Raw genomic sequence first — 26,793 nt, forward strand, 5'->3', positions numbered from 1 at the left:
GCGGGCTTCCCAAAAGATATGAATAAATCACGGCAGCAACAACTATTGCGCTGGCTAAAATGCCAAAGCGTCCACGGTAAAGGCTGGCTGCGGCTTTCGCAGCTTCTCGGCATTTTTAGTGCGCTGTTTATACTGGCGCAGGCATGGCTGATGGCTGACATGTTTCAGTCGCTGATTGTCGATAACCTGCCCCGCGAGAACCTTTTTTCGCAGTTTATTATGCTGATCGGCTGCTTTTTTCTGCGCGCTCTTCTGGTTTGGTTACGAGAAAAAGCAGGATTTGAATATGGCAACGTTATTCGCAGAAACCTCCGTGAAAACGTGCTAAACCGACTGGAAGTGCTCGGCCCCGCGTGGATACAGGGAAAACCAGCGGGAACCTGGGCCACTTTGCTGCTCGAACAAATTGAAGATATGCAGGATTACTTTGCACGCTATTTGCCTCAGATGCTGCTGGCAACACTTATTCCCTGCTTAATTTTGCTGATTTTGTTGCCGATCAACTGGGTGGCAGCCGTCATTCTGTTTGTCACTGCGCCGTTGATTCCGTTATTTATGGCGCTGGCAGGAATGGGCGCTGCGGATGCCAACCGGCGCAATTTTAAAGCGCTGGCAAGACTTAGCGGTCACTTTCTTGACAGGTTACGCGGGCTTGATACGCTCAGACTCTTTTATCGCGCAGAAAAGGAGACGCAGGATATTCGCATGGCCTCAACGAATTTTCGCCAGCATACAATGGCCGTTTTGCGCCTCGCTTTTCTCTCATCCGCCGTGCTGGAATTTTTCGCTTCACTTTCCATCGCCGTGGTCGCGGTTTATTTTGGTTTTTCGTATCTGGGTGAACTCAACTTTGGCCACTATGGACATGGGGTGACACTTTTTGCAGGATTTTTGGCTCTGATTCTTGCACCTGAGTTTTTTCTCCCTTTGAGAGAGCTGGGTACATTTTATCATGCCAAAGCGCAGGCAATAGGTGGAGCCGATGCGCTGGAAGCGTTTCTGACGGAAACGGCAGAAATACCAGCTGAACGCGGCGAACAGGAACCGGACTTCAGCCATGAATTCAACGTGGTGGCTGAAGGACTCAGGATACTTTCACCACACAATACATTACTGGCAGGCCCTCTCAATTTTACCCTGAGTGCTGGCAAAAGAGTTGTGCTGATTGGTCAGAGCGGTGCCGGCAAAACATCATTACTGAATGTGCTACTAGGCAATCTTCCTTATCAAGGTTCGCTTCGCGTAAACGGTGTGGAGCTGCGTGATGTCCGACAGAAATACTGGCACCAGCACCTGGCATGGGTCGGGCAGAATCCTCACCTGCCAGCCAATACGCTGGCTGAAAATATTGCGCCTGATGGCAGCAGAGACCTGGCGAGACTGCAGCAGATTTGTGATACAGCGGCCGTGACAGAGTTCATCCCACATTTACCTGACGGCCTCGCAAGTGAAATCGGTGAACAGGCCGATAAACTTTCTGTTGGCCAGACACAGCGTGTCGCAGTAGCCAGAGCATTGTATAAATCCTGTAAAATGCTTTTGCTGGATGAACCGACAGCCAGCCTCGACAGCCGAAGTGAATATCATGTTAATAAAGCATTAATTGCAGCGTCTTACCAACATACCACCTTACTGGTAACTCACCATTTACACTTACTGCATCTGTGGGATGAAATCTGGCTTATGCACGAAGGCAGGCTGGTTCAACAAGGCAACGTCGAGCAACTTTCACAAGAGGGTGGCCTGTTTGCTCAACTCATTTCACGCGACAGGGGATAATTTATGAAGATTTTACGCCCTTTTCTTGCGCTGTATCGCCGTCACTTTTGGCGTCTGACTTTGGGCGTAGTGCTGGCGATGATTACGTTGCTGGCCAGTATTGGGCTGCTCACCCTGTCAGGTTGGTTTCTGGCGGCTTCTTCACTTGCTGGCATGGCAGGGTTGTTCAGCTTCAACTACATGTTACCCGCAGCAGGCGTTCGTGGCGCAGCGATCGTTCGCACCGCTGCTCGTTATTTTGAGCGGTTAGTAAGCCATGATGCTACGTTCAGAGTACTTGAACATTTGCGGGTGTTTTCCTTCAGCAAACTTTTTCCCCTCTCTCCGGCGAAGCTGACAGACTTTCGCCGTACCGATCTGCTGAACAGGTTGGTTGCGGATGTCGACACCCTGGATCATCTTTACCTGCGCATCCTTTCCCCCTTCGTTTGCGCACTTATAGTAATCCTTGCGATAACAGCGGGGTTAAGTTTTCTGGACTGGCAATTAGCACTGTTGCTGGGGGGCATACTGACGTTAACTTTACTGTTGCTTCCCCTGCTTTTTTATCGCCCGGGCCTTTCAGCAGGTCAGACGTTAACAGCCCTTCGGGCGCAGTACCGCGCACAGCTTACCGACTGGCTGCAAAGTCAGACGGAACTGAAATTGTATGGCGCAGCTCAACGCTTCAGAAATGATCTGCGGATGACCGAAGCAAAATGGCAGAATGTACAGCGCACACAAAGCAGTCTGACAGGTCTTTCACAGGCTTTATTGTTGTTGATTACTGGCACCAGCGTTGTGCTGGTTTTTTGGTTAAGCGCTGGTGGTATCGGGAATGAGACACACCCTGGGGCGCTAATTGCCCTTTTCGTTTTTTGCGCACTTGCCGCTTTTGAAGCAATTGCACCCGTCGGCGGCGCTTTCCTGCACCTCGGGCAGGTTATTGCTTCAGCAGAACGATTAACACAGATAATCAATCAGCCGCCCGCCGTTATTTTTCCCACCCGCCAGCAAGGCGGGGTGACTACGCCAGCGTTGAGTATACACAATGTCAATTTTTCTTACCCAAATGGCCGAAGTGTGCTGAATGACGTTTCACTGGACGTGAGCGCCGGTGAACATATTGCTCTGCTGGGGCGAACGGGCTGTGGCAAATCCACGCTATTGCAGCTGCTCACGCGCGCCTGGGATGTCGATAGCGGAGACATTGTTATTCATGGCCAGCCACTTAAAAAATGGGACGAAGCCTCGTTACGTAGCATGACCAGTGTGGTGACGCAGCGCGTTTATCTTTTTAGTGGAACCCTGAGGCAAAACCTTTGCCTGGCCGCATCAGAAAGCAGCGATGAACAATTAACCGATGTGTTATATCAGGTTGGACTGGATGGATTACTTCTCGACGGTCAGGGATTGAACAACTGGCTTGGTGAAGGAGGTCGCCAGCTTTCAGGTGGCGAACTTCGTCGTTTGGGACTCGCTCGCGCTCTGCTGCACGGCGGTTCTTTGCTGTTGCTGGATGAACCCACTGAAGGCCTTGATGCTGAAACCGAGCGGCAGATTCTCACCCTGCTGCATGAGGTGGCAAAAAATAAGACGTTGATCATGGTTACACATCGATTACGTGGGCTGGCGCATTTTGACCGGATTTGCGTTATGGAAGAGGGATGCCTGGTTGAACAGGGCAAACATCATGATTTAATCGCAAAGCGCGGATGCTACTGGTATTCTCATCAACAATTTACGTTATAGTCAGAGGCCTCGGTGCGGAAGAGATTATTTTCATGCGTCTGATCCAACTTTCCAGAGATTCACTCAGCTTTCCTCCGCCAGAAATGGCTCTGCGCGAACCTAACGGCCTGCTGGCAATAGGGGGCGATCTCAGCCCTCCCCGTTTACTAAGTGCTTATTATCGTGGGATTTTCCCGTGGTTTTCAGCGCGCGATCCTATCCTGTGGTGGTCACCGGATCCGCGCGCTGTACTTTACCCAGATAAATTTCATCTCAGCAGAAGCATGAAGCGTTTTCATCGGCATTCACCCTATCGCGTTACAATGAACCAAAACTTTTATGGTGTGCTTGAAGGCTGTGCCAGTGACCGCCAGGAAGGTACCTGGATCACTCACGAAGTTAAACGAGCATGGTTGAAACTATCAGAGGCCGGACATGCACAGTCCATCGAAGTCTGGCTGGGAGATGAGATGGTTGGCGGCATGTACGGCATGGCTCTGGGGCTAATTTTCTGCGGTGAGTCAATGTTCAGCTACCGGGAAAATGCTTCAAAAACTGCACTGCACGTCTTCAGCCAATATTTCGCACAACAGGGCGGAAAATTGATCGATTGTCAGGTACTGAACCCACATACCGCCTCGCTGGGTGCGGAGGAGATAAGCAGATCTCATTATCTGAGGCTTGTGGAGGAAATGGCGCATCATCCTTTGGCCGAAAGCTGCTGGCAGCAACAGACGCTTTTTTGATATGAATACACGATGTTTTCCACGCAAAAGTGGATAACAGTGATATACTGCGCCCGTTTGCAATGTCGTCCGCCCTTCGCTTCCTGTGGATCGCGAACCGGGTCTGGCTGGGAATATTAACGCATCTCGTCATCAGGTTTTCATTACGCTCAGAAGCGAATGCAAACCCACTCTTAGCCCGCAATTCTCCACGCTGACGTCATTATTTTACAGTTTATTCGTTGCCTCTCTGCCTGTTGGCAGAGGCGCTAATGCTGGTGAAATCACCAACAATTCTTTACATAATACCTGAAATTCGGCATTATCTTGCCGGTTAAAAATGAAGGTTGTAACCCCCAGAGGATTCGATGGCCAAAGAAGACAATATTGAAATGCAGGGTACCGTATTGGACACGTTGCCTAACACCATGTTTCGCGTTGAGTTAGAAAACGGACATGTGGTTACTGCTCATATCTCCGGTAAAATGCGCAAAAACTACATCCGCATCCTGACGGGCGACAAAGTTACCGTCGAGCTGACCCCGTACGACCTGAGCAAAGGCCGCATTGTCTTCCGTAGTCGCTAAATCGCTTTTCTGCTGCTGGTTGGCGTAATACAGTAAAAAGGCCGCACGATGTGCAGCCTTTCAATTTATAAACATTCATTAAAATTAATGAACTGTACCTTCAGTTTTACGCTTTTCAGCACTAAGGAAGTGGTAAGTCAGTTCATTTTTCGCCTTATCCAGTGCGACCGACACTGAACCACCGTCAACTAAAGAGCCAAACAGCAGCTCATTCGCAAGCGGTTTCTTAAGGTTTTCCTGGACGGTCCGCGCCATTGGACGAGCGCCCATGGCTTTGTCATAACCTTTCTCTGCCAGCCAGTCGCGGGCTTCATCGCTGACCTCCAGCGACACCCCCTTTGCATCAAGCTGCGCCTGCAATTCAACAATGAACTTATCAACAACCTGGTGGATAACCTCAAGATCAAGGTGTTTGAACCAGATTATATTGTCGAGGCGATTGCGGAACTCTGGGGTAAAGATCTTTTTGATCTCTTCCATTGCATCGGTGCTGTTGTCCTGCTGAATTAACCCAATTGACTTACGCTCTGTTTCACGCACTCCCGCGTTGGTCGTCATCACCACCACCACATTGCGAAAATCAGCTTTACGGCCGTTGTTATCGGTCAACATACCATTATCCATAACCTGCAGCAGGAGGTTGAAAACATCCGGGTGCGCTTTTTCGATCTCGTCAAGCAAGACCACCGCGTGAGGGTGCTTAATAACGGCATCGGTCAATAGCCCTCCCTGATCGAAACCAACGTAGCCAGGAGGAGCACCAATGAGTCGACTGACGGTATGTCGTTCCATATATTCAGACATATCAAAACGCAGTAGTTCAATACCCAGCGCCTTAGCCAGCTGTACGGTAACCTCCGTTTTACCGACGCCAGTAGGGCCAGCAAACAGAAAAGAACCCACCGGCTTACGATCCTGCCCTAAACCTGCACGGCTCATCTTAATCGCTTCAGTCAAGGTTTCAATGGCATTGTCCTGACCAAATACCAGCATTTTAAGACGGTCGCCAAGCGTTCTCAGCGTGTCCCGATCAGTGGCGGAAACGCTTTTCTCAGGGATACGGGCGATACGGGCAACAACAGATTCAATGTCAGAGACATTAACCGTTTTCTTACGCTTACTTACTGGTATCAGACGAGCACGGGCGCCCGCCTCATCGATGACATCAATTGCTTTATCAGGCAAATGACGGTCATTAATATATTTCACCGACAGTTCCACAGCGGCTCGTACGGCTTTAGCCGTATAACGGACTTCGTGATGGGTTTCATATTTTGGCTTAAGGCCGTTAATAATTTGTACCGTTTCATCCATTGAGGGCTCAGTAATATCGATTTTCTGAAAGCGACGTGCAAGCGCACGATCTTTTTCAAAAATATTGCTGAATTCCTGATAGGTGGTGGAACCCATCACGCGAATTTTTCCACCAGACAGTAAAGGCTTGATCAGATTAGCCGCATCAACCTGACCACCTGAAGCGGCACCAGCACCGATAATCGTATGAATTTCATCAATAAACAGAATACTGCTGTTATCCTGTTCAAGCTGTTTCAGTAGTGCTTTAAAGCGCTTCTCAAAATCACCACGATATTTAGTCCCGGCGAGTAATGAGCCGATATCCAGTGAGTAGATAGTTGCGTCCTTCATCACTTCAGGCACGTCGCCCTGCACAATCCGCCACGCCAAACCTTCTGCAATAGCAGTTTTACCGACGCCAGACTCCCCTACCAATAGCGGATTATTCTTACGACGGCGACACAATACCTGAACAGCGCGTTCGAGTTCTTTATCGCGCCCAATGAGCGGGTCAATTTCCCCTACGCGGGCAAGCTGATTAAGGTTGGTGGTGAAGTTCTCCATACGTTCCTCCCCGCCAGCCTGCTCTTCGTTTACCGGATTGTCAGATGACGCCGATGCGCCCGGTTCATCTTTACGCGTGCCATGTGAGATAAAATTCACCGCGTCGAGTCGGCTGATTTCATATTTACGCAGTAAATAGGCTGCCTGAGATTCCTGTTCACTAAAAATAGCGACCAGCACGTTGGCACCCGCAACTTCGCTGCGTCCGGAGGATTGCACATGAAAGACCGCGCGTTGCAATACACGTTGGAAACTGAGCGTTGGCTGCGTGTCTCGTTCTTCAGCACTGACCGGTAAAACCGGGGTAGTTTGTTCAATGAAGGCTTCAAGCTCCTGCCGGAGAGCCACGATATCAACGTTACAGGCTTCCAGCGTCTCTCTGGCTGACGAGTTACTGAGCAGAGCCAGCAATAGATGCTCGACGGTCATAAACTCATGACGGTGCTCGCGCGCTCTGGCGAAAGTCATGTTTAAACTGAGTTCCAGTTCTTGATTGAGCATAGGCACCTCCCCCAATAGATCGCCTTAATCAGGCTTTTTCCAGCGTACACAGCAACGGATGCTCGTTCTCCCTGGCGTACTTATTTACATGAGCGACTTTGGTTTCTGCCACTTCCATAGTAAAAACCCCGCAAATCGCCTTTCCCTGGTAATGGACCGCAAGCATCAGTTTCGTTGCACGTTCAACATCATAAGAAAAGAACTTTTGCAATACGTCAATAACAAATTCCATAGGCGTATAATCGTCATTGTTCAAAATAACTTTATACATCGAAGGCGGCTTCAGCTCTTCGTGAATCTTGTTGTCTGCAATCTGTTCAAAATTAAGCCAATCGCCAGTTTTTCCCATAACTATCCACTGTAAAACGTTGCTTGATTACGCCAGATTTATTTCATTCAGCAACCAGTTTAGCACGCCACGTATACCCGGCGACGTTGAAGGATTGCTTCCGCAGATTACTTGCATGCGACTCTCATCACAAAACTTTCAATAGCATTAACTGCTTCAAATTTTGATGATTTAATCCCGGCCCTGAAGTCCCAATTGCTTGACGCATTGTCCTGTTTCTCTACAATACTGGCTTGGTCTGTGTATATTTTAACCAGCCCTGACGCATCTACCTCATTCACCTCACTCAATTGAACGTCATCGCGAGGGATCCAGCCGTTGTATGGAGACAGGTACAGTTAAATGGTTCAACAACGCCAAAGGTTTTGGTTTCATCTGTCCGGTTGGAGGTGGCGATAATATTTTCGCGTACTATTCAACTATTCAAGATGGATGGATACAGGGCGCTAAAGGCCGGGCAGCAAGTCCAGTTCAATGTGCACCAGGGTGCGAAAGGCAATCATGCCAGCCTTATCGTCCTCTGTGGAATCCGTGATGGAAACCTGCGCCTGACCTTTTCTCATTCTGAACAATCCTTGTGTAAAATGCCAGTCACCTCCGCTGGCATTTTTTAGCGATACAAATCAAATTGGGACAGGTAACCGATTTTCAAGCATAGTTTGGCTTTATCCTGAAACATACTCTTTGGGCTTTCTGTTTCACTTCGGGCCGATGTCCGTGATTACCTGCTGAAATATGAACCGCTGCCAGAAACGAAGATAGCAACAAAGCAGCGTATTATTGCCTTAATCAGCAAGAGTACCGGTTACCTCTTCCGAACGGTTGAATATCATCCTGCTCTCGCAGGCAGGCTACGTTTAAGAAATATTATCTTCTAAAACAGTCTGATAATATATTGAGCCAGATAGCTTCCGTTATTCTGCCTGGGGTGGGAGTAACTCTGAAATTACCTGACTATCCTGGATATCGCCTGCTAACGATTGCCCGTTCAGTTTCGCGGGTAAACAGACAGGTACTCGAGTGACGTTGTGCCTGCACAAATCCTGCATCCCTGCCCGGCATCCAACTCATTGTGAAAAATTATCTTGCATGCTTATTTTTTGGCAATCTACTATGCTGGAAAAGTAGAGTAACAGCAGCCTTTCGACAAGAAGTGACCTGAACAAAAAAACAACATTCAAAAAAAGCGATGCCAGCAGCAATAAAAGGCACATCGACAGCGCGCTTAAACGGCAAAACCACATCCGCTTACCCTCATCATATCACTGCCCCCTCCCACGATTTATCGTACCCACCAGCTGTTAGCACCTGGCACACGGCTCTTTAAGCGCTCAGATAAAGCATTTTTTATATGGTGCTGCAACGGCAGAAGTTCAGGTGTAGCAACAAAATTTTCGCTGTGCATATCGCCTCGCGGGCTGAAACGTCATGGTACTCAACAATCGACCACCCTTAACGTAAAAGAAATGAGCAGATATTACATGGCATTTTTCTTGTTTATTGCTCTCAATACATCCAGCCCTTATGGTCAATCAGAGCAGTTATGCTTTATGCTAAAAAATGCCATCCAGAAACAATAAGGAAATCAAGATGAAATATCAGGTAATTGCCCTGCTGGCCCCCCTTTTATTGGTGAGCGCCTGTACATCGGTGCAACCGGCCTATATCGGTGCAACCGGCCTATATCGGTGCAACCGGCCTATAAGGACACCGGTACGCGCACCGGACCATGTGTTAGTGGTGGCCCGGATTCTGTCGCACAGCAGTTCTACGATCTGCGAACTGAACATCCAGCCCAGGGCTTACCGGACGCACAGCACCTAGCAACCTATCGTCCTTATTTCAGCGACAGGTTATATCAAACGTTATTAAAAGCAGGTAGCGATACGAAAAAAGAAGCTTCCCTGATGCGTGGCGATCTGTTCTCCAGTCTGGCTGACGGTCCTTCTTCCGCACGCGTGGCCGATGCATCCACTATTCCAAACAGCGATGCCCGAAATATTCCGCTGCGTGTTACCCTGAGTCGCGAAGGTGATAAATCGCAGAAGTGGCAGGATGAAGTGCTGCTGGTACGTGAAGGCACCTGCTCGACAATTGATGATATTCGCTATCTCAGCCCGGCGCCGCATCTTGACGGTGGTTCCCTTAGCCAGCGTTTGCTGAAATAAATATCTGGCTGCTGCCCTTATATCGGGTATGCAGCCCCCTGTAATCCTTTTGTGTACAGGATCACCCCACCTCAGGTGGCATAATATTGTGCTAGCATTTAGCTTTCGCACAACGCTTTCACGAATTTATCAGGGGAACATTGCATAATCATGCCGTCAAGGCTAAGATCCGCAGCATCAATTGCTATTCATTTTTCACGCATGAGTATTCAACTTAACGATATTAACTGCTTTTACGGTGCCCACCAGGCACTGTTCGACATTCAACTTACTTGCCCTGAGGGCGAGACGCTTGTGCTGCTTGGCCCAAGCGGTGCCGGTAAAAGTTCACTTCTTCGGGTGCTCAATCTCTTGGAAATGCCGCGTTCCGGGACGCTGGCGATTGCGGGTCATCATTTTGATTTCAGTAAAACGCCTTCCGATAACGCCATTCGCGAACTTCGGCAGAATGTCGGCATGGTTTTTCAGCAATACAATCTCTGGCCTCATCTGACAGTGAAACAAAATCTGATCGAAGCCCCCTGTCGTGTACTGGGAATAAGCAAAGATGTTGCCCATGCCCGTGCAGATAAGCTGCTGGAACGCCTGCGCCTGACCAAATTTGGCGATCGCTTTCCACTGCATCTTTCCGGGGGGCAGCAGCAGCGCGTGGCGATTGCCCGTGCGCTAATGATGGAGCCTGCCGTGTTGTTGTTTGACGAACCGACTGCCGCTCTCGATCCAGAGATAACCGCTCAGGTTGTTTCCATCATTCAGGAACTTGCCGAAACCCGAATTACTCAGGTAATCGTCACCCATGAAGTTGAAGTGGCGCGTAAAACCGCCAGTCGCGTGGTTTATATGGAAAATGGCTTCGTGGTCGAACAGGGTGATGCCAGCCGATTTACACAGCCGCAAACGGATGCGTTTGCACACTATCTGTCCCACTAATGCAGGACACTATGATGAAAAAAGCCTTACTCGCCGGACTACTCGCAAGTTTAAGCCTGAGCGTCAGCGCTGCACAAGCCCTACGTTTTGCCACCGAGGCTTCTTATCCTCCATTTGAATTTGTTGGTACGGATAACAAAATTCAGGGGTTTGATGTTGATCTGGCCAATGCACTTTGCCGTGAAATGAACGCAACCTGTACCTTTTCCAACCAGGCCTTTGACAGCCTGATCCCCAGCCTGAAATTCCGACGCTTCGATGCAGTTATGGCGGGTATGGACATCACCCCCGAGCGCGAAAAGCAGGTGCTTTTCACCAAAGCCTATTACGACAACTCGGCGCTGTTTATTGCCCAGAAAGGTAAAGTTGCCTCGGTTGAAGCATTAAAAGATAAACGTGTTGGTGTGCAAAATGGCACTACTCATCAGAAATACCTGTCCGAAAAAATGACCGGTATTAAAACCGTTCCTTATGACAGCTATCAGAATGCAATTCTCGATCTGAAAAACGGGCGTATTGATGCCGTCTTTGGTGACACTGCCGTGGTAAATGAATGGCTGAAGCAAAACGCCAACCTTGCGCCTGTGGGTGAAAAAGTGACGGACAAAGCCTACTTCGGCACTGGTTTGGGTCTTGCCGTGCGCCAGGGCAACAGTGAGTTACAAAATCAGTTCAATAACGCGTTGGATAAGGTGAAGGCAGATGGCACCTGGAAAACAATCTATGACAAATGGTTCCAGCAGTAATTTCTGAATGAACGAACTTTATCCTCTCTTAAGCGCCGCCAGCATCACCGTCTGCCTTGCCGTTGCCTCCCTGGTGGTGGGGCTGACGCTGGCAATAACGTTTGCTGCCTGGGAATCGGTACGCTGGCGTCCTGTGGCGTGGGCTGGCACAGGCATGGTTACCCTGTTTCGCGGACTGCCAGAAATTTTGGTGGTTCTGTTTGTCTATTTTGGTGCCTCGCAACTTTTGCTCACGCTTTCTGACGGCTTCACCCTCAACCTGTGGCTGGTCAAAATACCGGTACAGGTAACCATTGAAAACTTTGACGTCAGCCCGTTTCTTTGCGGCGTCATTGCCCTGTCGATTCTCTATGCCTCTTATGCCTCACAAACTCTGCGTGGCGCACTCAAGGCCGTATCGGTGGGCCAGTGGGAATCCGGCCAGGCATTGGGCATGAAAACCCCGGCCATTTTTTTTCGCCTGATTTTACCGCAAATGTGGCGTCATGCCCTCCCCGGTCTGGGCAATCAGTGGCTGGTTTTGCTTAAAGATACCGCGCTGGTCTCGCTGATCAGCGTCAATGACATTATGCTGCAGACGAAAAGTATTGCGACACGCACTCAGGAACCTTTCACCTGGTATATGATTGCTGCAGCTATCTATCTGCTTATTACCCTGTTGAGTCAGCAGATCCTTAAGTGGTTCGACGCACGTGCCACCCGATTCGAGCGGAAGAGTAACAAATGCTGAGTTACTTACCTGAACTCCTGAAAGGACTGCACACCAGCCTGACGCTTACCGCTGCGGCTCTGCTTCTGGCATTGCTGCTGTCTCTGATCTTTACTGTCATCCTGGCTTTGCGAATTCCGGTATTGCGACTGGTAGTGCGGGGTTATATTACGCTGTTTACCGGGACGCCACTGCTGGTACAAATCTTCCTGATTTACTATGGTCCGGGACAATTTCCTGCTATTCAGGCCGTGCCCTGGCTGTGGCATATTCTCTCTCAGCCGTGGCTTTGCGCACTGCTGGCATTATCATTGAACAGTGCCGCCTACACCACACAACTGTTTCACGGTGCAGTAAAGGCTATCCCTGCGGGACAATGGCAGTCCTGTGCCGCACTTGGCATGAATAACCTAAGCACTCTGCGCATTTTGCTGCCTTTCGCTTTCAGACGCGCCCTTTCATCCTATTCCAATGAAGTCGTACTGGTTTTTAAAAGTACATCGCTGGCTTACACCATTACTTTGATGGAAGTAATGGGCTATGGCCAGATGCTTTACGGCAGAACCTATGACGTGACGATTTTTGCCACCGCCGGTCTGATCTACCTTTGTGTTAACGGTTTGCTTACTTTGTTAATGCGTCTGATTGAACGTCGTGCTCTGGCCTTCGAACGCCGTAGCTGATTTATTCCCGGTGGTGAAAGCACCACCGGTATATCCCGGAAACAGCCCTTCTTTTGTGGTTAATCAGCGAATAGCCTGATAACCTTGACTGTCATAATGTCCTCGCCGATTAATCGCAAGGACGATAAGTAATGTGCAAGCTTTTCTATGCTGCTGGTCAGCCTGAGCATGAACGCACTGGCCAGTGGTTCGTTATGTTTTGCACCCCCCCCCACGGCTAATCCACCCTTTGAGTTTCTCAGTAAGGTTAACCAGTTGGTGGGATTAGATATCGATTTGGCCAAAGCAATCTGCCAGCGCCTGCGAACAGAATGTGTCTTTATCAGCAGTGATTTTTCTCTGCTGCTCTCATCGCTCAAATTTGGATGTTATGATGCAGCGATTTCCGGTATGGATATCACTGATGTACGTCTTAAGCAGGTGGATTTCATCCAGCCCTGTTTACTCAACGCTGGAGCCATCATTGCGGTTAAAAACTGCTACAGCAGTCTCGAACAGCTAAAAGGCAAACGCATGGGCTGTGAAACCACCCAGCAGGTATATCTGCAATCGGAATGGAGGGTATCACCCCGCTTGTTTACGATAATTACGATAACGCGCTACTCGATATTCATAATGGCAGGCTGGACGGAATTTTTGGCGACACGCCTGGGATAAGACAATTACTGAAACCCAACCATCAACTGGGAATAGTGGATCATGTCATTACCGACAGCAGGTATTTTGGTAACGGCCCGGGCATTGCCGTACGTAAAAATAACGCCCCTCTCCTGAGGCCTTTGCAAGGGCTGAAACAGGATGGCACCCTGCACCAGATCACCGAACGCTGGCTAAAAGCAGTCAGCTGTGCCTTAACAACGTCAGCACTTCGCTGTGGCCCGTGTGCGGAAATATATCAAACAGTTGCACTTTCTCCAGCTTATAATCGCTCATCAGAGCAATGTCAATGGCGAGAGTTTGTGCGTTACAGCTTGAATATAATATCCATTTTGGCCCCATAGAACTGAGCCACTGGCAAAGCTGTGCGCCAATTCCCCGCCGCGGTGGATTCACCAGCACCAGTTCAGGCGCTGCGTTTTCTCCAGAGGCAAAATCCGTTGAATCAAGCGCAGCAAAACTCACCTTATCCAGTTTCATTGCCGTTGCTGAACGCCGGGCGCAGTTGATCGCCTCCGCGCTGATTTCAATCCCGGTAAGCTGCATCTCGGGACTGGCACAGTGCAGCCCAAATCCCCCTACGCCACAGAATAAATCCCACATAGTCCGCACGCCCAACTCACTTACCCACTGCCGTGCAGTGGCATAAAGCAAGGCTGCCACCTCAGGATTGGTTTGGAAGAAACTCTGCGGTCGTATCCACAGCGGCACATCGTTGAGCTGTTCGGCAAGCGACTGGTTCTCCGTTATCGGGATCTCTTCATCCCCCTCCAGTATTGCCATCGGTACCGGCTGGATATTGGCGGAAACGACGCTAAGGTGCGGAAGCTGTTGCTGCAGTGCAGGCAATACCTGGGTTAACTGTGCAATCTTCTCTTTTGAACGCAGAACAAAGCGCAGCATCAACTGCCCCGTATGTCGACTTTCAGTGAGGAGGATAAACTTCAGCTCACCCCGCCGCTTCGCCACGTTATAGGGTGTCAGCCCCGCCTGAGCAATAAAAGGTTTAAGCCGGGCGAAGACGGCGGCAAAGCTGCCTGGGTAAAGTGGACACGCGCAGAGATCGACCGGATAGCCATCCCGATGCATCAGCCCCAGTACAGGCCGTTCCACGCTGCCGCTCACTACCATCTTGGCCTTATTACGAAAGCCCTGCTCAACAGAGGTGACTGAGGGCAACCATTGCGCCGATGACTGCCCGGCCAAAAGCTGGCGCAGCATCTCCTCTTTCCGCTCAATCTGGCTGGCGTAAGGTACTGACAGCCACTGGCATGAATGGCAGCGATCGGCATTGTAAAGTGCGCAGTACATCAGAGTGTGGTTATCCGTATGAAAAAAATCGGGCAGGAATTGTATCACCGCGCTTTCAGCGTTGGCGAAAAAATTCCCGGCTGGTTTCCGGGTCGTGACGCAGACTTGCTGATCACGTATGCTTTGCGCTTTGGATGTAACATATGGCTAAAGTTGATGTCGTCTGCCCTCAGTGCAATGAAACTCATGCTGTACGATGTAACGGACATTCAGCATCCGGTGCCCAACGTTACATCTGCAAGCATTGTTCAAAGACCTTTCTGCTCAATTTTAGCTACTCCGGTGCCAAACCAGACACACACCAGACCATTGTTAATATGGCCATGAATGGTTACGGATGTCGCGATACCGCACGGGTTCTCGGTATCAGCCTCAATACGGTTCTGCGGCACGTAAAAAAATTTCCCCAAAGCAGGTAGCTGAGAATATCGACCCCGAAACGGAGGTTGTTATCTGCTGTGAAGCCGGTGAACAATGGTCTTACGTGCGGTGTAAAAGCAATCCCCGGTGGTTGTTCTATGCTTATGACCGTATCCGCAAACGTGCTCTGGCCCACGTCTTCGGCCCGAGAAATGCCCCGACCCTGCGACGATTGCTGGCCCTGTTAAGCAAATTTAACATTGCCTTTTATATGGCAGATGCGTGGCCGGTTTATAAAGTTCTGTTAAGTGCAACAGGCCACGTGGTGAGCAAGAAATATACCCAACGGACAGAACGACATAATCTTAATCTTCGCACACATATCAAACGACTGACCCGCAGAACAATTTGCTTTTCTAAGTCAGAGGAAATGCATGATAAGATCATCGGTTGGTATCTTACTCTTCATCATTATCAATAAATCTGCGTCACGACCAGTTTCCGGGACAAAAAACAAAAACAGTATTGCCAAATCCGGTAACTTCACGGAAATTAATCGGGGGATGAGTGGCCCCAAACTGTTGCCGCTAATATTAAACAGCTCAGGGTAAACCCATCCCATTGAGGCAGAATACAGATACAGAACGACCACCGATTGTATCAGCATAGCACCACCTTCCCCAGCATCGCCCCCACAGTAATACCAGTGCACAGCGTAACTGCATAAAGAAAAGTAGCTGGCTGATAATAAAAATCAGCGTGGGGTCCCATGCCTGCGCACTGCGATGAATAAATCTCAGCAGCTCATTTATTCCGAACTCATGCACCTGGAGAACGACGCTAATGCAATAATGCCGATTCCCACAATCAGGACTGGGACCGATGACAGAACCGCTTTACCTGCTTTTAGCACTTCTGACATATCTTCTGCTTGTGGGGTGGTGATCAATTCTGGACCCCAGCTATAAGTAGATTTTAGCCCTCAACGCCAGTCTGGCGTGGGGCGGGGGGAATTTATGGATTCTGTGCAGGAAAACACTGAAAATTGATAGTTTTTTGCGAAAATTTTGAACTATTGTGATAAATTTCACGATGTTTTTGATTGGCTTTTAAAAAGTTATTGCAATTTAAAAATGTCACGCAATTCTCCAAAATAGAAATGTCACTTTTGTAGGCAATGGCTTAAATTCCATTTGAAAAAAATCTTCCTTCTGGCTGAAATTCTTAATAATTTGTCACTTCACACTCTCTTGCGAGGTTTGCCATGAACGTTAGTAAATCATCATCAACTCAGCATACTGCTTCTGATGGACGCATCTACAATGATTCAAAAGGGAGGACTGTCGGCCTTGAAGGTAAAGTAAACAGAGTTACAAATACCATTGATGTACCGAAACAATATCCACCACAAACTCCCGAAGATAAAATACATATGGATATGCTTTTTAATAAGTGCTTCAGTCATGCAGAAAAATACCTACAATCGAAAAAATAGATAACTGATTACTATCAATGGCTAATTAATTTTGTATTCAGTCTGGAGCATATCAGCCAACGTTATCTTTTAAGACTTGCTCTGAACTCTTCTGGATTGACCAGAACAGGGTTGATGGCTTTGCGTTGTTCCTGTACACGAAGCTGTGCCCGAAGTTTCGGCATACTTTTGTTTCGTACCCGTTTACCGTGACGATCCAGCTCATCCATTTTATCCTGTGCCAGTCTCAGTACGGCACCGGGGCGTTTGTTATCGACTATTTATCCCTGGTCAACGCAATTGAGTTTGTCGAAAACCTGATATCGCAGGCTGTGATGCCCCAATTTAAAAGACAGTGTACCATTCGAATAGTCGTAAACTTTAATTTTCTCTCCGAGTATACGGGTGTTTTCCTCTTTAGGTTCAAAAAGATAACCGGCAAATCACCGTGGAAACGGCCGCGACCTGTGATTAATGTAAATAAGCATCGATATATAAGGGATCGTCGGTCACAGTACTACTAGAAAAAAACATGCGAATAGCATTAGGTATCACTTAATATTTTGTCCGAAAAAATTCGTTCCTGGCATTAAAAACCTTCATTATTAATGAAATAATAAAACGAAATTTACATTTTACTGTGTATTTTTTTCACAAAAACAAGTAAATGTTGACGAATGTAGGTGATTATTGCATAAAAGAGACTCCTGTTAAGCACAGTTATACTGGAGAAAAAAATGAGAACCTTATCTTCCGATGAAATTAAATTTGTTTCTGGTGCTGGTACTCTTGCAGAAGCTGTTCATAACACAGCATCTGGCAGTGATGTCCCTGTATTAAGAGGAGAAACACAGAGGGGTAACCCTGGTAATAGTAGAGAGAGAAACTCTATATATTACAGGGGATAACCTAATTAATGGCCCCGCAAATGGTGTGGGGCCATTACTAACCCCTTCTAAATAAAGTTTAATGTTACCAGAAATCTCAATTCGCATTTCTTCCATTTTCATGCACCTTTCTGCTCTTGGGAAATATCACTTTCTGCCCGGCAAAAGCCATGCGTAATTTATTGTATACGGTGGCGGTGGATGCTGAGTCGCCGTTTTTCAGGAGAGTAAAAGAATGCTTTTCAGACAGGAAGCGCTCGTGCACAGAAAACGACGCTGGGCAGGAAAAGCCGTGCTTATTCCTCCTCTTTCCCCATTACTGGTCAGCGGATTTACCATCCTGTTTTTCCTGTGCCTGTTGATTTTGTTGATCTCTGGCACCTATACAAGGCGGGTTGCCGTCAGGAGCGAACTGGTCTCAGTGCCGCGGGCGATAACATTATTCTCAGAAGCCCGGGGAGTTATTGTTTCTCAGCGTGTCTGTAGACGTCTACCGTCTTATCAGCGGCCATCAGCACACCTGCTACCACACCTGACAACCATTTTTTACGTTGGTTAAACATGCTTTCAAAGAAATAAACACAGCATCTACAGGCCAGCCCAAACGCTCGCTGTTCTGCTAAGGCTATTACAATGAACGAATATTCATTTTGCTCTTATATAGAAAAAACCTATGCCCACCGCGACGTCACACACGAAATGCAGCCACGCAGACATAACCTCACCAATAAAAAACGTCTTTTATCGATTGTTAATGACCGTTTGCTCTATTTAACAGGCCAGACAGAGGATAACTAAAGATGAAAATCGGGATAATTTCGCCTGAAAGCAGCATAAAAGTCTGCACTATCGCAATAAAAATTGGCTTTATAACAACGGGGATGATACGAAGTAAGATGATCCGGGCTAAGACTGACTCACCCGGAACCGAAAAAGAGCAATCAATGCAGCATGGAATGAGGAAAAAGGTAGTCGCTTCGATCGTCGTCATCCCCGATCATCAGCAGATGGTTAGCAAATGCTTCCATAACCACCATAGAAATTTGTTCTTCACTTTGCTTAATAAAATGAACGAATTGTCCAAAAGTGATACCTGCGGCAGCACTGAGTGATTGCATAACAATCAATTTCGGCAGGTTATCATCCTGGATATCAACGAATGCTTTCACCGTCAAAGAACTGGCGTTAATTTGCGACAAATCGCCAACCAGAGGGATCAATGCGGTGGGTTTAACTTCCGCCAACGCAGAAAAAAGAATTACGTTGTCCACCAGATCAATTTTTGCATCATACACGCCATCAAAATTTTGCATGTGGGGAAGGTGCAGTGCCTGGCAGGTATCACATTCAAACCAGGTCACGTTTTGTTGATCCAGCCAGTATCGGATTAGATCAATATCCGGTATGACGAGTGAATCCATGAACTTTTCTCATTACTGCCCTAAAATTGCGTCATAGCTTACGCAAAAAGGCGGTTAAACACCACGACTGCGACATAAATAAGGCGTCAACAAAACGTTTTCAGATATAATCCCGGATTCTTCTGACAGTTGCAGCCCAGCCTCGAATGACGGTGAATTGATAGCGTATCGGGGCTGGTGTAACGTCACAACCCACGCTACAACGTAGCCAGATAACCTATCGGATTGCCCACCCCTGTTTATGCAAATAATCCAGTATAAAAGGTCGGTTTTCTTTAATAATGGTCTTCTGAATATGCTGACTCCAGCTTTCACGCCGGGGGTTACTTTCACGAGTCAGATAATATTCTGACTGCTGACGGTCATATTCAGCCAGCACCTGTGGATCGAGAGGTTGATAGCGATTTTCATGCATCAGCATGGTAACCGGCATGCGAGGTTTGTGCTGGGGGGACTGTGCAGGCCATCCGAGACAAAGCCCAAACAATGGCAAAACAAATTTCGGTAAATTCAACAGCGCGGTCACCTCCGCAATCCCGTTACGGATGCCGCCAATAAACACGCCGCCCAGCCCCAGCGACTCAGCAGCAATCATTGCGTTCTGTGCCATCAGTGCCGTATCGACGCACCCTAACAGGAGCTGTTCAGCCTGCCCCAGTTCGGCTTGCGGACAAATTTGCAGATGCCGGTTAAAGTCCGCGCAAAATACCCAGAATTCCGCCGCCTGAGCAACATATTGCTGTCCGCCACTGAGGGACACCAGCTTGTCGCGCATTCCGCGATCGGTAATACGCACAATCGAGGAACATTGTAAAAAGCTGGAACTGGATGCTGACTGGGCAGCCGCCAGAATGGCCTGACGTTCAGCATCACTGACCGGTCGATCAGTAAAAGCACGAATTGAACGGTGTGAACAGAGTAAATCGATTGTGGGATTCATGCTTATCTCCATGTAGCGCATCTCGCATGCAGCACCTTCCAGAGCCATTACCTGCGCAACGCGTTTTGCGGTGGTCAACACCGCAGTTAACAACTGAGCATGGCGGTATGAAAATTATCACTATCGCCACGGCACCGGAAAATCCAGTCATTAAGAGTAGCACCCGATCCCATGCACGCTCCATGTCATTGTACCTGTCACCTCCAGTCCAGATAATGGGCGCGGCATTTTGCTTAACACAGCTACAACGCCCTTCTTTTCTTATTCCACTGAAAGTTAGCGGCTGACGTATCCTGCTGCGTGGCTGTGGCTGTGGCTGTGGCTGTGGCTGTGGCTGTGGCTGTGGCTGTGGCTGTGGCTGTGGCAGAATATCTTTGATGTAAAAAATGCATCGCCTGGACAAATTGGATTAACAGGTAATTTCTTCTTTCTGCTACTCAATGAAACAGGCATGATGAGCGCCAATAAACAATATTTTGTGATTTAAATCACACCATTTTAACCATTAAGGGGAAACGTATGTTTGCAGTAATTTTCGGACGCCCGGGTTGCTCTTATTGCATACGAGCCAAAGAACTGGCTGAGAAACTGTCTGAAGAACGCGAGGATTTCAATTTTCGTTATATTGATATCTATGCGGAAGGGATCACTAAAGCAGACCTGGAAAAAACAGTCGGAAAACCTGTTGAAACAGTCCCGCAGATTTTTCTCGACCAGAACCACATTGGTGGCTGTACTGATTTCGAAGCTTACGCGAAAGAAAATCTCGGCCTGTTCCAGTAAAATCCGTTCGACCTGCTACCGACGTGATTGATTTTGTTATAAGTTCGTCACCAGTCCGGTGAGCGTGGTGACGAACAGATTATCCCTACCCTCTGGTCGCGCGACCCGAAAATGACAGGTCAGGATTTATTTCTGCCTGGTTGATTCTTACCAGGAAACAGCAGCAGTTCAGTCATCCTGAGCTGCTCCGACAAAGCGGGCTTTTTATTAACGCCAAAGATCCTGGGCAATTCAACCACCATGCTCAATATCAGCCCGCAAGTTCAGTCATGCGAGCGCCAGAATAACGTTCTTATTAGCATGATCAGCAGCGAACCCGATCCGCACCAGAAAATGGCACTGGCATCAAAAGCCAACTCCTGAATCGGGTCGTAACACATATCAGAGTAAAAATTCAGAATAAAAAGGCAAAAAAGCGTTGCAGACACTGCTGCCAGTAACGTAACCGTCAGTGGAGCCTCTTTCGAGGTCAACGCTGCAGCTGCACCGGGTAAGATCAACATCAGCAAACCGGGACGCGCCTGCATCACGGCACCACCTTCAGTGAACATGTCATACCTCAGCGCCATAAAAACGATGCTGTACAGGACAAAGCTGATTGCCACGCCTGTCCACGACATCCCCTTAAACACCATAGGTTTCTCTCTCAATAATTGATGTAAACATCACGCCAGACATACTTCAGACCTGTCGTTACAGTTGGAAAAAAGCAAAAAACGTTAAATTACATATGGCTTTCACTGGCTGAAAAAGAAGGTAGCGATTAAAATATCCACCGATTTATCTGGTGTGGGTTAATTTTGTTAAAACGCAGAATCTGTTAGTTATGCTTATTTTTTCATTCTGTTTCTGATATTACCGGGAAGTAAAATTAAGACTCCCTGTCATCTTCAGACAGAGGATCAGGAGCTTAATTTTCCACCGCATTTTTAATACGCAAAAATTTAGCGCAAAAAATCCATTATTTCAACGCGTTACTCGTGAATAAGAAGTTAAACCGTGAATATAAACGTCGCAGATTTGTTAAGCAAAAATAACATATTGTTATTATTTGTCGTACTGACCTTAGGGCTGTGTTTGGGAAAATTACGCCTTGGTTTTGTTCAGCTGGGTAATTCCATTGGTGTTTTGGTCGTTGCTCTTCTTTTAGGCCAACAACATTTTGCTATTAATCCGGACGCTTTGAATCTGGGTTTTATGTTATTTATTTTTTGCGTCGGTGTTGAAGCTGGCCCAAATTTTTTTCTATTTTCTTTCGGGATGGTAAGAATTATCTGATGCTGGCTGCGGTGATGGTGATCAGTGCAATGATGATTGCATTAGGTTTAGGTAAGCTTTTTAACTGGGATATTGGATTAACCGCAGGAATGTTGGCTGGTTCGATGACATCCACGCCGGTATTGGTCGGTGCAGGAGACACACTCCGGCAAACTTATCCGGGTAGCGCGCGTCTTACTCAGGCACAGTCTAACCTCAGTCTGGGGTATGCACTGACCTATTTGATAGGCCTGGTTAGCCTGATTTTTGGCGCTCGTTACCTGCCAAAATTACAGCATCAGGACCTCTCGACCAGCGCGCGCGAACGCGGCCTGGATCCCGACAGTAAGCGTAAAGTGTATCTCCCGGTAATACGCACCTATCGCGTTGGTCCAGAGCTGGTGGCATGGACCGATGGAAAAAAATCTGCGTGAGTTAGGTATTTACCGTCAAACCGGCTGCTACATAGAGCGAATTCGTCGCAACGGCATTCTGGCAAACCCCGATGGCTGATGCGGTGCTGCAACAGGGCGATGAGATTTCTCTGGTCGGCTACCCGGATGCACATTCACGCCTGGATGCCAGCTTCCGTAATGGTAAAGAAGTGTTTGACCGCGATCTGCTGGATATGCGGATTATCAATGAAGAGATTGTGGTTAAAAATAATAATGCGGTGAATAAAAGACTGAGTCAGCTAAAACTTACCGATCATGGCTGCTTTCTCAATCGGGTTATACGTAACCAGATTGAAATGCCTATTGATGACAGCATCATCCTTAATAAAGGGGATGTATTGCAGATCAGTGGCGAAGCGCGCCGGGTCAAGTCAGTGGCTGATCGCATCGGATTCACCTCAATTCACAGTCAGGTTACCGATCTTATCGCTTTCTGCGCATTTTTTATTATTGGCCTGATGACAGGTATGATCACCTTTCAGTTCAGCAACTTTAATTTCAGCATAGGTAATGCCGCAGGTTTATTATTTTCTGGCATCATGCTGGGTTTCCTGAGAGCGAATCATCCTACCTTTGGTTATATCCCACAGGGTGCACTTACCATGCTCAAATAATTTGGCCTGATGATTTTTATGGTGGGTGTCGGTTTAAATGCCGGTAGCGGCCTGTCGCACGGGCTTGGGGATACCGGCGTGTTAATGCTGGTGGCAGGTCTGTTGGTCAGCCTGTTCCCCGTCCTGCTGTGCTTTATGTTTGGGGCCTGGGCGCTTAAAATGAATCGGGCATTACTGTTTGGCGCTATTATGGGGGCCAGAACCTGTGCTCCGGCAATGGAAATTATTAGTGATACGGCACGAAGTAATATTCCGGCACTGGGCTATGCCGGAACCCTATGCCATTGCTAACGTTTTACTGACCCTGGGACCCTGTACATGATTCTGTGTAAATGCCTTTTCTCAGTAGTGGCCGTCCGGGCGGTCACCGAACCCGATAATAAAACGGCTCATCGCCATACGCCAGTCCCTCAGTGGCATCCTCCATTTCTGTGATGCGGCCTGGATTGCCAGCCACACCTCCTTTTTCACTGCGTCGTCAGTCGGGAACACCTTCCGCTTCTTGATGGCATCCCGGATCACGCTGTTCAGCGACTCGGTGGCGCTGGTCGTGTCGAGCGTCTTGCGGATGTCTGCCGGGTAAGCGAAGAACGTCAACAGGCTGGCCCGGTTTGCCTGCCAGCTCCGGCTTATCTGCGGGTAGCGGCTGTCCCGGGCGCCGGCGAACGCTTCCCGCGCCTGCTTCTTCCGTGGTGGCCTGACAGATGGCTTTCAGGTCACGGGTGACGGCTTTGTAGCCCTCCCAGGAGACGAACCGCAGACTGTTGCGCACCATATGCACGACGCACAGCTGGACGCAGGCCTGCGGATACACCGCGTTGATAGCGTCCGGGAAGCCCTTCAGACCATCAACACAGGCGATGAGGATATCGTTCAGGCCGCGATTTTTTAATTCGGCCAGCACATGGAGCCAGAACTTCGCGCCCTCGTTTTCGGCCAGCCACATACCCGGCAGTTCTTTCTGGCCTTCGATGTTGAGACCCGGGGCAAGGAACACGGATTTATTGATGACGCGACTGTCCTGCCGGACCTTCAGGACGATACAGTCAGGGTAAACGATGGGACAAACGGCATCCAGTGGCCGGTTTTGCCATCCGGTGACCTGCTCCATGACGGCATCAGCTACCTTTGAGACCAGCGCTGGCGAGACATCGGCGTCATACAGCTCTTTGAATGCGGGCGTTGGTCGCCGGTTCTGGCTGATTTTTATCGTCGCCGGGGTGACGGGTCATTTCGGCGTTGAGCGCCGCCCCGACACTGATTTTTTTCAGCAGGCGCTCAAACTGGCTGAGATCGTCAGGGGTTTTGAGATTTTTGTCCAGTTCGTTAGCCAGGGACTGCGACTGTTTTTCGTCCATAAATTAACCTGCTTTTGATGCTGGATTGAACATGTCAAAATCAGGCAATTACACAAATCTATGTACAGACTCGACCCTGGCGGCTACCCTCATCATTATCATCTGGTCCATGTTCGGTAATTAAAATAAATTTAAAAGATTCGAGAACTTTCTTTTAAAGCAGGGGTCATAATCATTGCCACTGCTTTTCTTTCAAATCCCAAATTGTGGAGCCCGCCAATTCTATTTTTAGCGGGTTTTTTATTACTTCACGCTTTGGCTGCCATAAATATGTCTCTTCCGTAACAATAAAAACGCCTTCTATTCTTAACGAAAGGACAACCATACATCGGTTGCAGAATTTATCTGTTTATCTTTACTTACCCCGCTTTTATTCTGTCATGCAATATTCTTGAGAAGAATCAGTCTCATATTGCCGCCCTTTGAATGACAATTGCCCTGAGCATCACTGAAAGCGAGGTAGTAAATAATGATGGAAGAGGTGAACCGACTCTGGTTTCTTTGGATCAATGCCACTCCACAATCTCCAGGCTGGTTAATTTCAGTAGCAAGGTTCATCGCACAAGATCTGATTGCCATTGTGCCTTTATTGATTGTCTCGCTGTGGCTGTGGGGCCGCAAAAGGCAGCTTGTTCTTCAGCGTCAGCTGGTGCTCAAAACCATTGTTGCTCTGGTTTATGCCATGACTATCTCATGGTGTATCGGAAAGCTGCTGCCTCATCCGCGCCCCTTTTTTATTGGCCACCAGTTCTTATCTCATGCTGCAGATGACTCCTATCCCAGCAACCACGGTACGGCTATCTTCACTTTTACTATTGCATTTTTGTGCTGGCATCGCATCTGGTCAGGCATATTAATCATGCTGACAGCGCTGGCTATTGCGTGGTCGCGTATCTATCTTGGCGTGCACTGGCCTATGGATATGCTGGGGGGATTACTGATTGGCATGCTTTCCTGTCTTTTTACACAGATTGCCTGGCATTTCTGCGGCAGATGTTTGTTGCAAAATATCACCGCACTGTATCGGTTACTGTTTGCCCTTCCCATTCGTAAAGGCTGGGTAACTTACTGAATCAAATAATCCTTTAGCGCATCCGTGCCGTTTGGCTTACCCATTCCATCCGGGCTCTGAATGAGTCCCGGGATTCGTGTAGCTTCCGCATGCATTCCCGATAAATCAGACACCTCTGCGGCATGCTGCGACACAGTGCGAATAACCAATCAATATAAAACGTTCAGACAGCAACCAACCTCCTCTCAGGGGAACCATTTTCCAAACCAGCTGTTCACCTTTATCATTACGTAATCAACAATACGACTGAACAGGCTGACCTGTTTTTCCGTCTCCATCACAACCAGCAGACGTTGCTCAATAATCTTGCCATTCAGTTGAAACTCAATAGTATCCACCACCTGATTTTTCTGCAGCGGGGCCAGTAGCTGCGGCTGTGACAGGGTGTAGATGGCTCTGAGATTTTTTACCTGCCCTTTCGGCAAGGTAACTGACGTATCTTCAACCACGCCAAGTTGGATCTCTTTATTTTCGCCATACCATACGTGATGGGTGACAAAAGGTTTTCCCGCTTTGACTGGTGTTATCGTCTTAAAAAAACGAAAACCCCACGTCAGCAGTTTTTCACTTTCACGCAACCGCATAACATCGGTTTCAGCTCCCAATACAACCGAAATCAATCGCTGATTGCCTTCATACGCAGAGGCAACCAGGTAATTCACGGTGCCGTGCGTATGTCCCGTTTTGATACCGTCAACATTAAGATTGCTGTTCCAGAGCAAACGATTACGGTTAGGTTGCCGGATATTATTCCTTTTCCTTGTGCAAGGCATATTCGTCCGGCACATCGCGTATTAGTGCCTGCCCCGGCAACGCCATATCGTGTGCGGTGCTGAATTGTCCCTCTGAGTCCAGCGCGTGTACCGTCTTAACATGAGTATTTTTCAATCCCGGCGACTGAGCGTAATTGTTCATCAGGCTGACAAACGAATCCTGACTTCCGGCGACATAATCCGCCAGAGCAATGCCTGGATAACGGCGCACCGATTCAATTCTGAAACCGGAATACGGTCGCCGGGCTTAAGAAACATCAAAGATGACCCTTGTAACACGGGAGAAACTGGCCTGGCACAAAGAGCGAGGCGACAAGGTAGTGGTTATCTCTGCCAGCTGCGAACATCTGGTTGGCTCGATTGCTGAACAACTTGTTGCTGATGTGGCACTGGCTATTGGCGTAGAGATTGTTGATGAGCGTTACAGCGGTAAAACATTTGGCACCATGACCTACAAAGAAGGCAAGATAACGCGGCTCAACAGCGGGTTATCAGAGACGACAGCGCCACGTTTCGCGCATACCTGGGCATAAGCGACTCAATAAACGAACTGCCCATGCCTGAGCATGCCGATCTCGCACAGGTTATCAATCCCGTAGAATCACTGCGACAGCTTGCACTGCAGCGTGGTTGGGAAATACACCACTGGCAGCGATAATCACTATTTTTTGCCAGTCAGCGGGC

At 48.3% G+C, this 26,793-nt stretch carries 22 protein-coding genes and 6 pseudogenes; 18 read left to right on the forward strand and 10 right to left on the reverse strand.

The window, feature by feature from the left end; translation table 11 throughout:
* Positions 1-18 precede the first annotated feature (18 nt).
* The 4 genes from cydD to infA all read left to right on the forward strand — a co-directional run bounded on the left by cydD (position 19) and on the right by infA (position 4,801).
* A complete protein-coding gene (cydD, locus tag LU633_RS15745; RefSeq protein ID WP_040465275.1) occupies positions 19-1,779 on the forward strand; it encodes a heme ABC transporter permease/ATP-binding protein CydD in 1,761 nt (586 codons plus the stop codon).
* Positions 1,780-1,782: 3 nt separating this feature from the next.
* On the forward strand, positions 1,783-3,510 hold the full coding sequence (cydC, locus tag LU633_RS15750; protein ID WP_016189681.1) for a heme ABC transporter ATP-binding protein/permease CydC: 1,728 nt from the start codon (positions 1,783-1,785) through the stop codon (positions 3,508-3,510).
* 32 nt (positions 3,511-3,542) lie between these two features.
* Complete coding sequence (gene aat / locus LU633_RS15755; RefSeq protein WP_016189682.1) at positions 3,543-4,235, forward strand: leucyl/phenylalanyl-tRNA--protein transferase; 693 nt, start codon at positions 3,543-3,545, stop codon at positions 4,233-4,235.
* A gap of 347 nt (positions 4,236-4,582) precedes the next feature.
* Complete coding sequence (gene infA, locus LU633_RS15760) at positions 4,583-4,801, forward strand: translation initiation factor IF-1 (protein ID WP_002211347.1); 219 nt, start codon at positions 4,583-4,585, stop codon at positions 4,799-4,801.
* A gap of 84 nt (positions 4,802-4,885) precedes the next feature.
* Here infA and clpA read toward each other — a convergent pair whose 3' ends face one another.
* Positions 4,886-7,162 carry an ATP-dependent Clp protease ATP-binding subunit ClpA gene (gene clpA / locus LU633_RS15765; RefSeq protein ID WP_016189683.1) on the reverse strand — a complete coding sequence of 759 codons (2,277 nt, stop codon included), beginning with the start codon at positions 7,160-7,162 and terminating at the stop codon, positions 4,886-4,888.
* Between the two features lie 28 nt (positions 7,163-7,190).
* Positions 7,191-7,511, reverse strand: coding sequence for an ATP-dependent Clp protease adapter ClpS (gene clpS / locus LU633_RS15770; RefSeq protein WP_016189684.1), 321 nt, complete (start codon positions 7,509-7,511; stop codon positions 7,191-7,193).
* Between the two features lie 322 nt (positions 7,512-7,833).
* Here clpS and cspD point away from each other — a divergent pair.
* From cspD to LU633_RS15805, 7 genes and pseudogenes are all read left to right on the forward strand, one after another.
* Positions 7,834-8,029 (forward strand): annotated as a pseudogene (cspD, locus tag LU633_RS15775) (cold shock domain-containing protein CspD); the annotation flags it as partial.
* Positions 8,030-9,139: 1,110 nt separating this feature from the next.
* Entirely contained in the window at positions 9,140-9,679 is a 540-nt protein-coding gene (locus tag LU633_RS15780; protein ID WP_087949655.1) for a DUF3828 domain-containing protein, read from the forward strand.
* A gap of 201 nt (positions 9,680-9,880) precedes the next feature.
* On the forward strand, positions 9,881-10,609 hold the full coding sequence (gene artP / locus LU633_RS15785; RefSeq protein WP_016189689.1) for an arginine ABC transporter ATP-binding protein ArtP: 729 nt from the start codon (positions 9,881-9,883) through the stop codon (positions 10,607-10,609).
* Between the two features lie 14 nt (positions 10,610-10,623).
* Positions 10,624-11,355, forward strand: a complete 732-nt coding sequence (gene artJ, locus LU633_RS15790; protein ID WP_016189690.1) for an arginine ABC transporter substrate-binding protein — start codon at positions 10,624-10,626, stop codon at positions 11,353-11,355.
* Positions 11,356-11,362: 7 nt separating this feature from the next.
* Positions 11,363-12,085: an arginine ABC transporter permease ArtQ gene (gene artQ, locus LU633_RS15795; RefSeq protein ID WP_016189691.1), complete on the forward strand. Its 723-nt coding sequence runs from the start codon at positions 11,363-11,365 to the stop codon at positions 12,083-12,085.
* Positions 12,079-12,747 carry an arginine ABC transporter permease ArtM gene (artM, locus tag LU633_RS15800; RefSeq protein ID WP_016189692.1) on the forward strand — a complete coding sequence of 223 codons (669 nt, stop codon included), beginning with the start codon at positions 12,079-12,081 and terminating at the stop codon, positions 12,745-12,747. The genes artQ and artM overlap by 7 nt, the downstream gene beginning before the upstream one ends.
* 168 nt (positions 12,748-12,915) lie before the next feature.
* The gene (locus tag LU633_RS15805) at positions 12,916-13,404 is read left to right on the forward strand and encodes a transporter substrate-binding domain-containing protein (protein WP_267921499.1); all 489 of its coding nucleotides are present in this window, start codon (positions 12,916-12,918) and stop codon (positions 13,402-13,404) included.
* Between the two features lie 183 nt (positions 13,405-13,587).
* Here the strand turns inward: LU633_RS15805 and rlmC are convergent, their stop codons facing one another.
* The gene (gene rlmC / locus LU633_RS15810; RefSeq protein WP_040465371.1) at positions 13,588-14,715 is read right to left on the reverse strand and encodes a 23S rRNA (uracil(747)-C(5))-methyltransferase RlmC; all 1,128 of its coding nucleotides are present in this window, start codon (positions 14,713-14,715) and stop codon (positions 13,588-13,590) included.
* Positions 14,716-14,858: 143 nt separating this feature from the next.
* Between rlmC and LU633_RS15815 the strand changes: the two genes are divergently transcribed.
* Positions 14,859-15,556 (forward strand): IS1 family transposase gene (locus LU633_RS15815; protein WP_233481927.1). Its coding sequence is split into 2 segments (ribosomal slippage): positions 14,859-15,108 and positions 15,108-15,556, totalling 699 coding nucleotides; the frame shifts between segments, so codons are not numbered across the junction.
* Here the strand turns inward: LU633_RS15815 and LU633_RS26260 are convergent.
* Positions 15,497-15,902: pseudogene (locus LU633_RS26260) on the reverse strand (YbjO family protein). The gene LU633_RS15815 and the pseudogene LU633_RS26260 overlap by 60 nt on opposite strands.
* A 437-nt stretch (positions 15,903-16,339) precedes the next feature.
* Here LU633_RS26260 and LU633_RS15830 point away from each other — a divergent pair.
* A complete protein-coding gene (locus LU633_RS15830; RefSeq protein WP_087949657.1) occupies positions 16,340-16,570 on the forward strand; it encodes a hypothetical protein in 231 nt (76 codons plus the stop codon).
* Between the two features lie 62 nt (positions 16,571-16,632).
* On the opposite strand, the pseudogene LU633_RS15835 reads toward LU633_RS15830, so the two are convergent.
* Positions 16,633-16,983, reverse strand: a pseudogene (locus LU633_RS15835) (ISNCY family transposase); the annotation flags it as partial.
* Positions 16,984-17,695: 712 nt separating this feature from the next.
* On the opposite strand from LU633_RS15835, the gene LU633_RS15840 reads away from it, so the two are divergent.
* Positions 17,696-17,995, forward strand: a complete 300-nt coding sequence (locus tag LU633_RS15840) for a hypothetical protein (protein WP_233481928.1) — start codon at positions 17,696-17,698, stop codon at positions 17,993-17,995.
* 382 nt (positions 17,996-18,377) lie between these two features.
* Here LU633_RS15840 and LU633_RS15845 read toward each other — a convergent pair whose 3' ends face one another.
* Both LU633_RS15845 and nfsA read right to left on the reverse strand, forming a co-directional pair.
* The gene (locus LU633_RS15845) at positions 18,378-18,857 is read right to left on the reverse strand and encodes a YbjN domain-containing protein (RefSeq protein WP_016189698.1); all 480 of its coding nucleotides are present in this window, start codon (positions 18,855-18,857) and stop codon (positions 18,378-18,380) included.
* A 217-nt stretch (positions 18,858-19,074) separates the two neighbouring features.
* A complete protein-coding gene (nfsA, locus tag LU633_RS15850; RefSeq protein ID WP_016189699.1) occupies positions 19,075-19,797 on the reverse strand; it encodes an oxygen-insensitive NADPH nitroreductase in 723 nt (240 codons plus the stop codon).
* Between the two features lie 519 nt (positions 19,798-20,316).
* On the opposite strand from nfsA, the gene LU633_RS15855 reads away from it, so the two are divergent.
* Positions 20,317-20,580 (forward strand): GrxA family glutaredoxin, encoded by a 264-nt coding sequence (locus LU633_RS15855; RefSeq protein ID WP_016189700.1) that lies wholly within the window; start codon positions 20,317-20,319, stop codon positions 20,578-20,580.
* A 263-nt stretch (positions 20,581-20,843) separates the two neighbouring features.
* Here LU633_RS15855 and ybjM read toward each other — a convergent pair whose 3' ends face one another.
* Positions 20,844-21,200, reverse strand: coding sequence for an inner membrane protein YbjM (gene ybjM, locus LU633_RS15860; protein ID WP_016189701.1), 357 nt, complete (start codon positions 21,198-21,200; stop codon positions 20,844-20,846).
* 379 nt (positions 21,201-21,579) lie between these two features.
* On the opposite strand from ybjM, the pseudogene LU633_RS15865 reads away from it, so the two are divergent.
* Positions 21,580-23,228 (forward strand): annotated as a pseudogene (locus LU633_RS15865) (aspartate:alanine antiporter).
* A 20-nt stretch (positions 23,229-23,248) separates the two neighbouring features.
* Here the strand turns inward: LU633_RS15865 and LU633_RS15870 are convergent.
* A pseudogene (locus LU633_RS15870) lies at positions 23,249-24,264 on the reverse strand (IS256 family transposase).
* A gap of 472 nt (positions 24,265-24,736) precedes the next feature.
* Between LU633_RS15870 and ybjG the strand changes: the two are divergent.
* Entirely contained in the window at positions 24,737-25,336 is a 600-nt protein-coding gene (gene ybjG / locus LU633_RS15875; protein WP_016189706.1) for an undecaprenyl-diphosphate phosphatase, read from the forward strand.
* A 185-nt stretch (positions 25,337-25,521) separates the two neighbouring features.
* Here ybjG and LU633_RS15880 read toward each other — a convergent pair.
* A pseudogene (locus LU633_RS15880) lies at positions 25,522-26,394 on the reverse strand (serine-type D-Ala-D-Ala carboxypeptidase); the annotation flags it as partial.
* Here LU633_RS15880 and LU633_RS15885 point away from each other — a divergent pair.
* Positions 26,373-26,642: a haloacid dehalogenase-like hydrolase gene (locus LU633_RS15885; protein WP_016189707.1), complete on the forward strand. Its 270-nt coding sequence runs from the start codon at positions 26,373-26,375 to the stop codon at positions 26,640-26,642. The pseudogene LU633_RS15880 and the gene LU633_RS15885 overlap by 22 nt on opposite strands.
* Positions 26,643-26,793: the final 151 nt, after the last annotated feature.

The organism is Erwinia tracheiphila, from assembly GCF_021365465.1.
Classification (GTDB): domain Bacteria; phylum Pseudomonadota; class Gammaproteobacteria; order Enterobacterales; family Enterobacteriaceae; genus Erwinia; species Erwinia tracheiphila.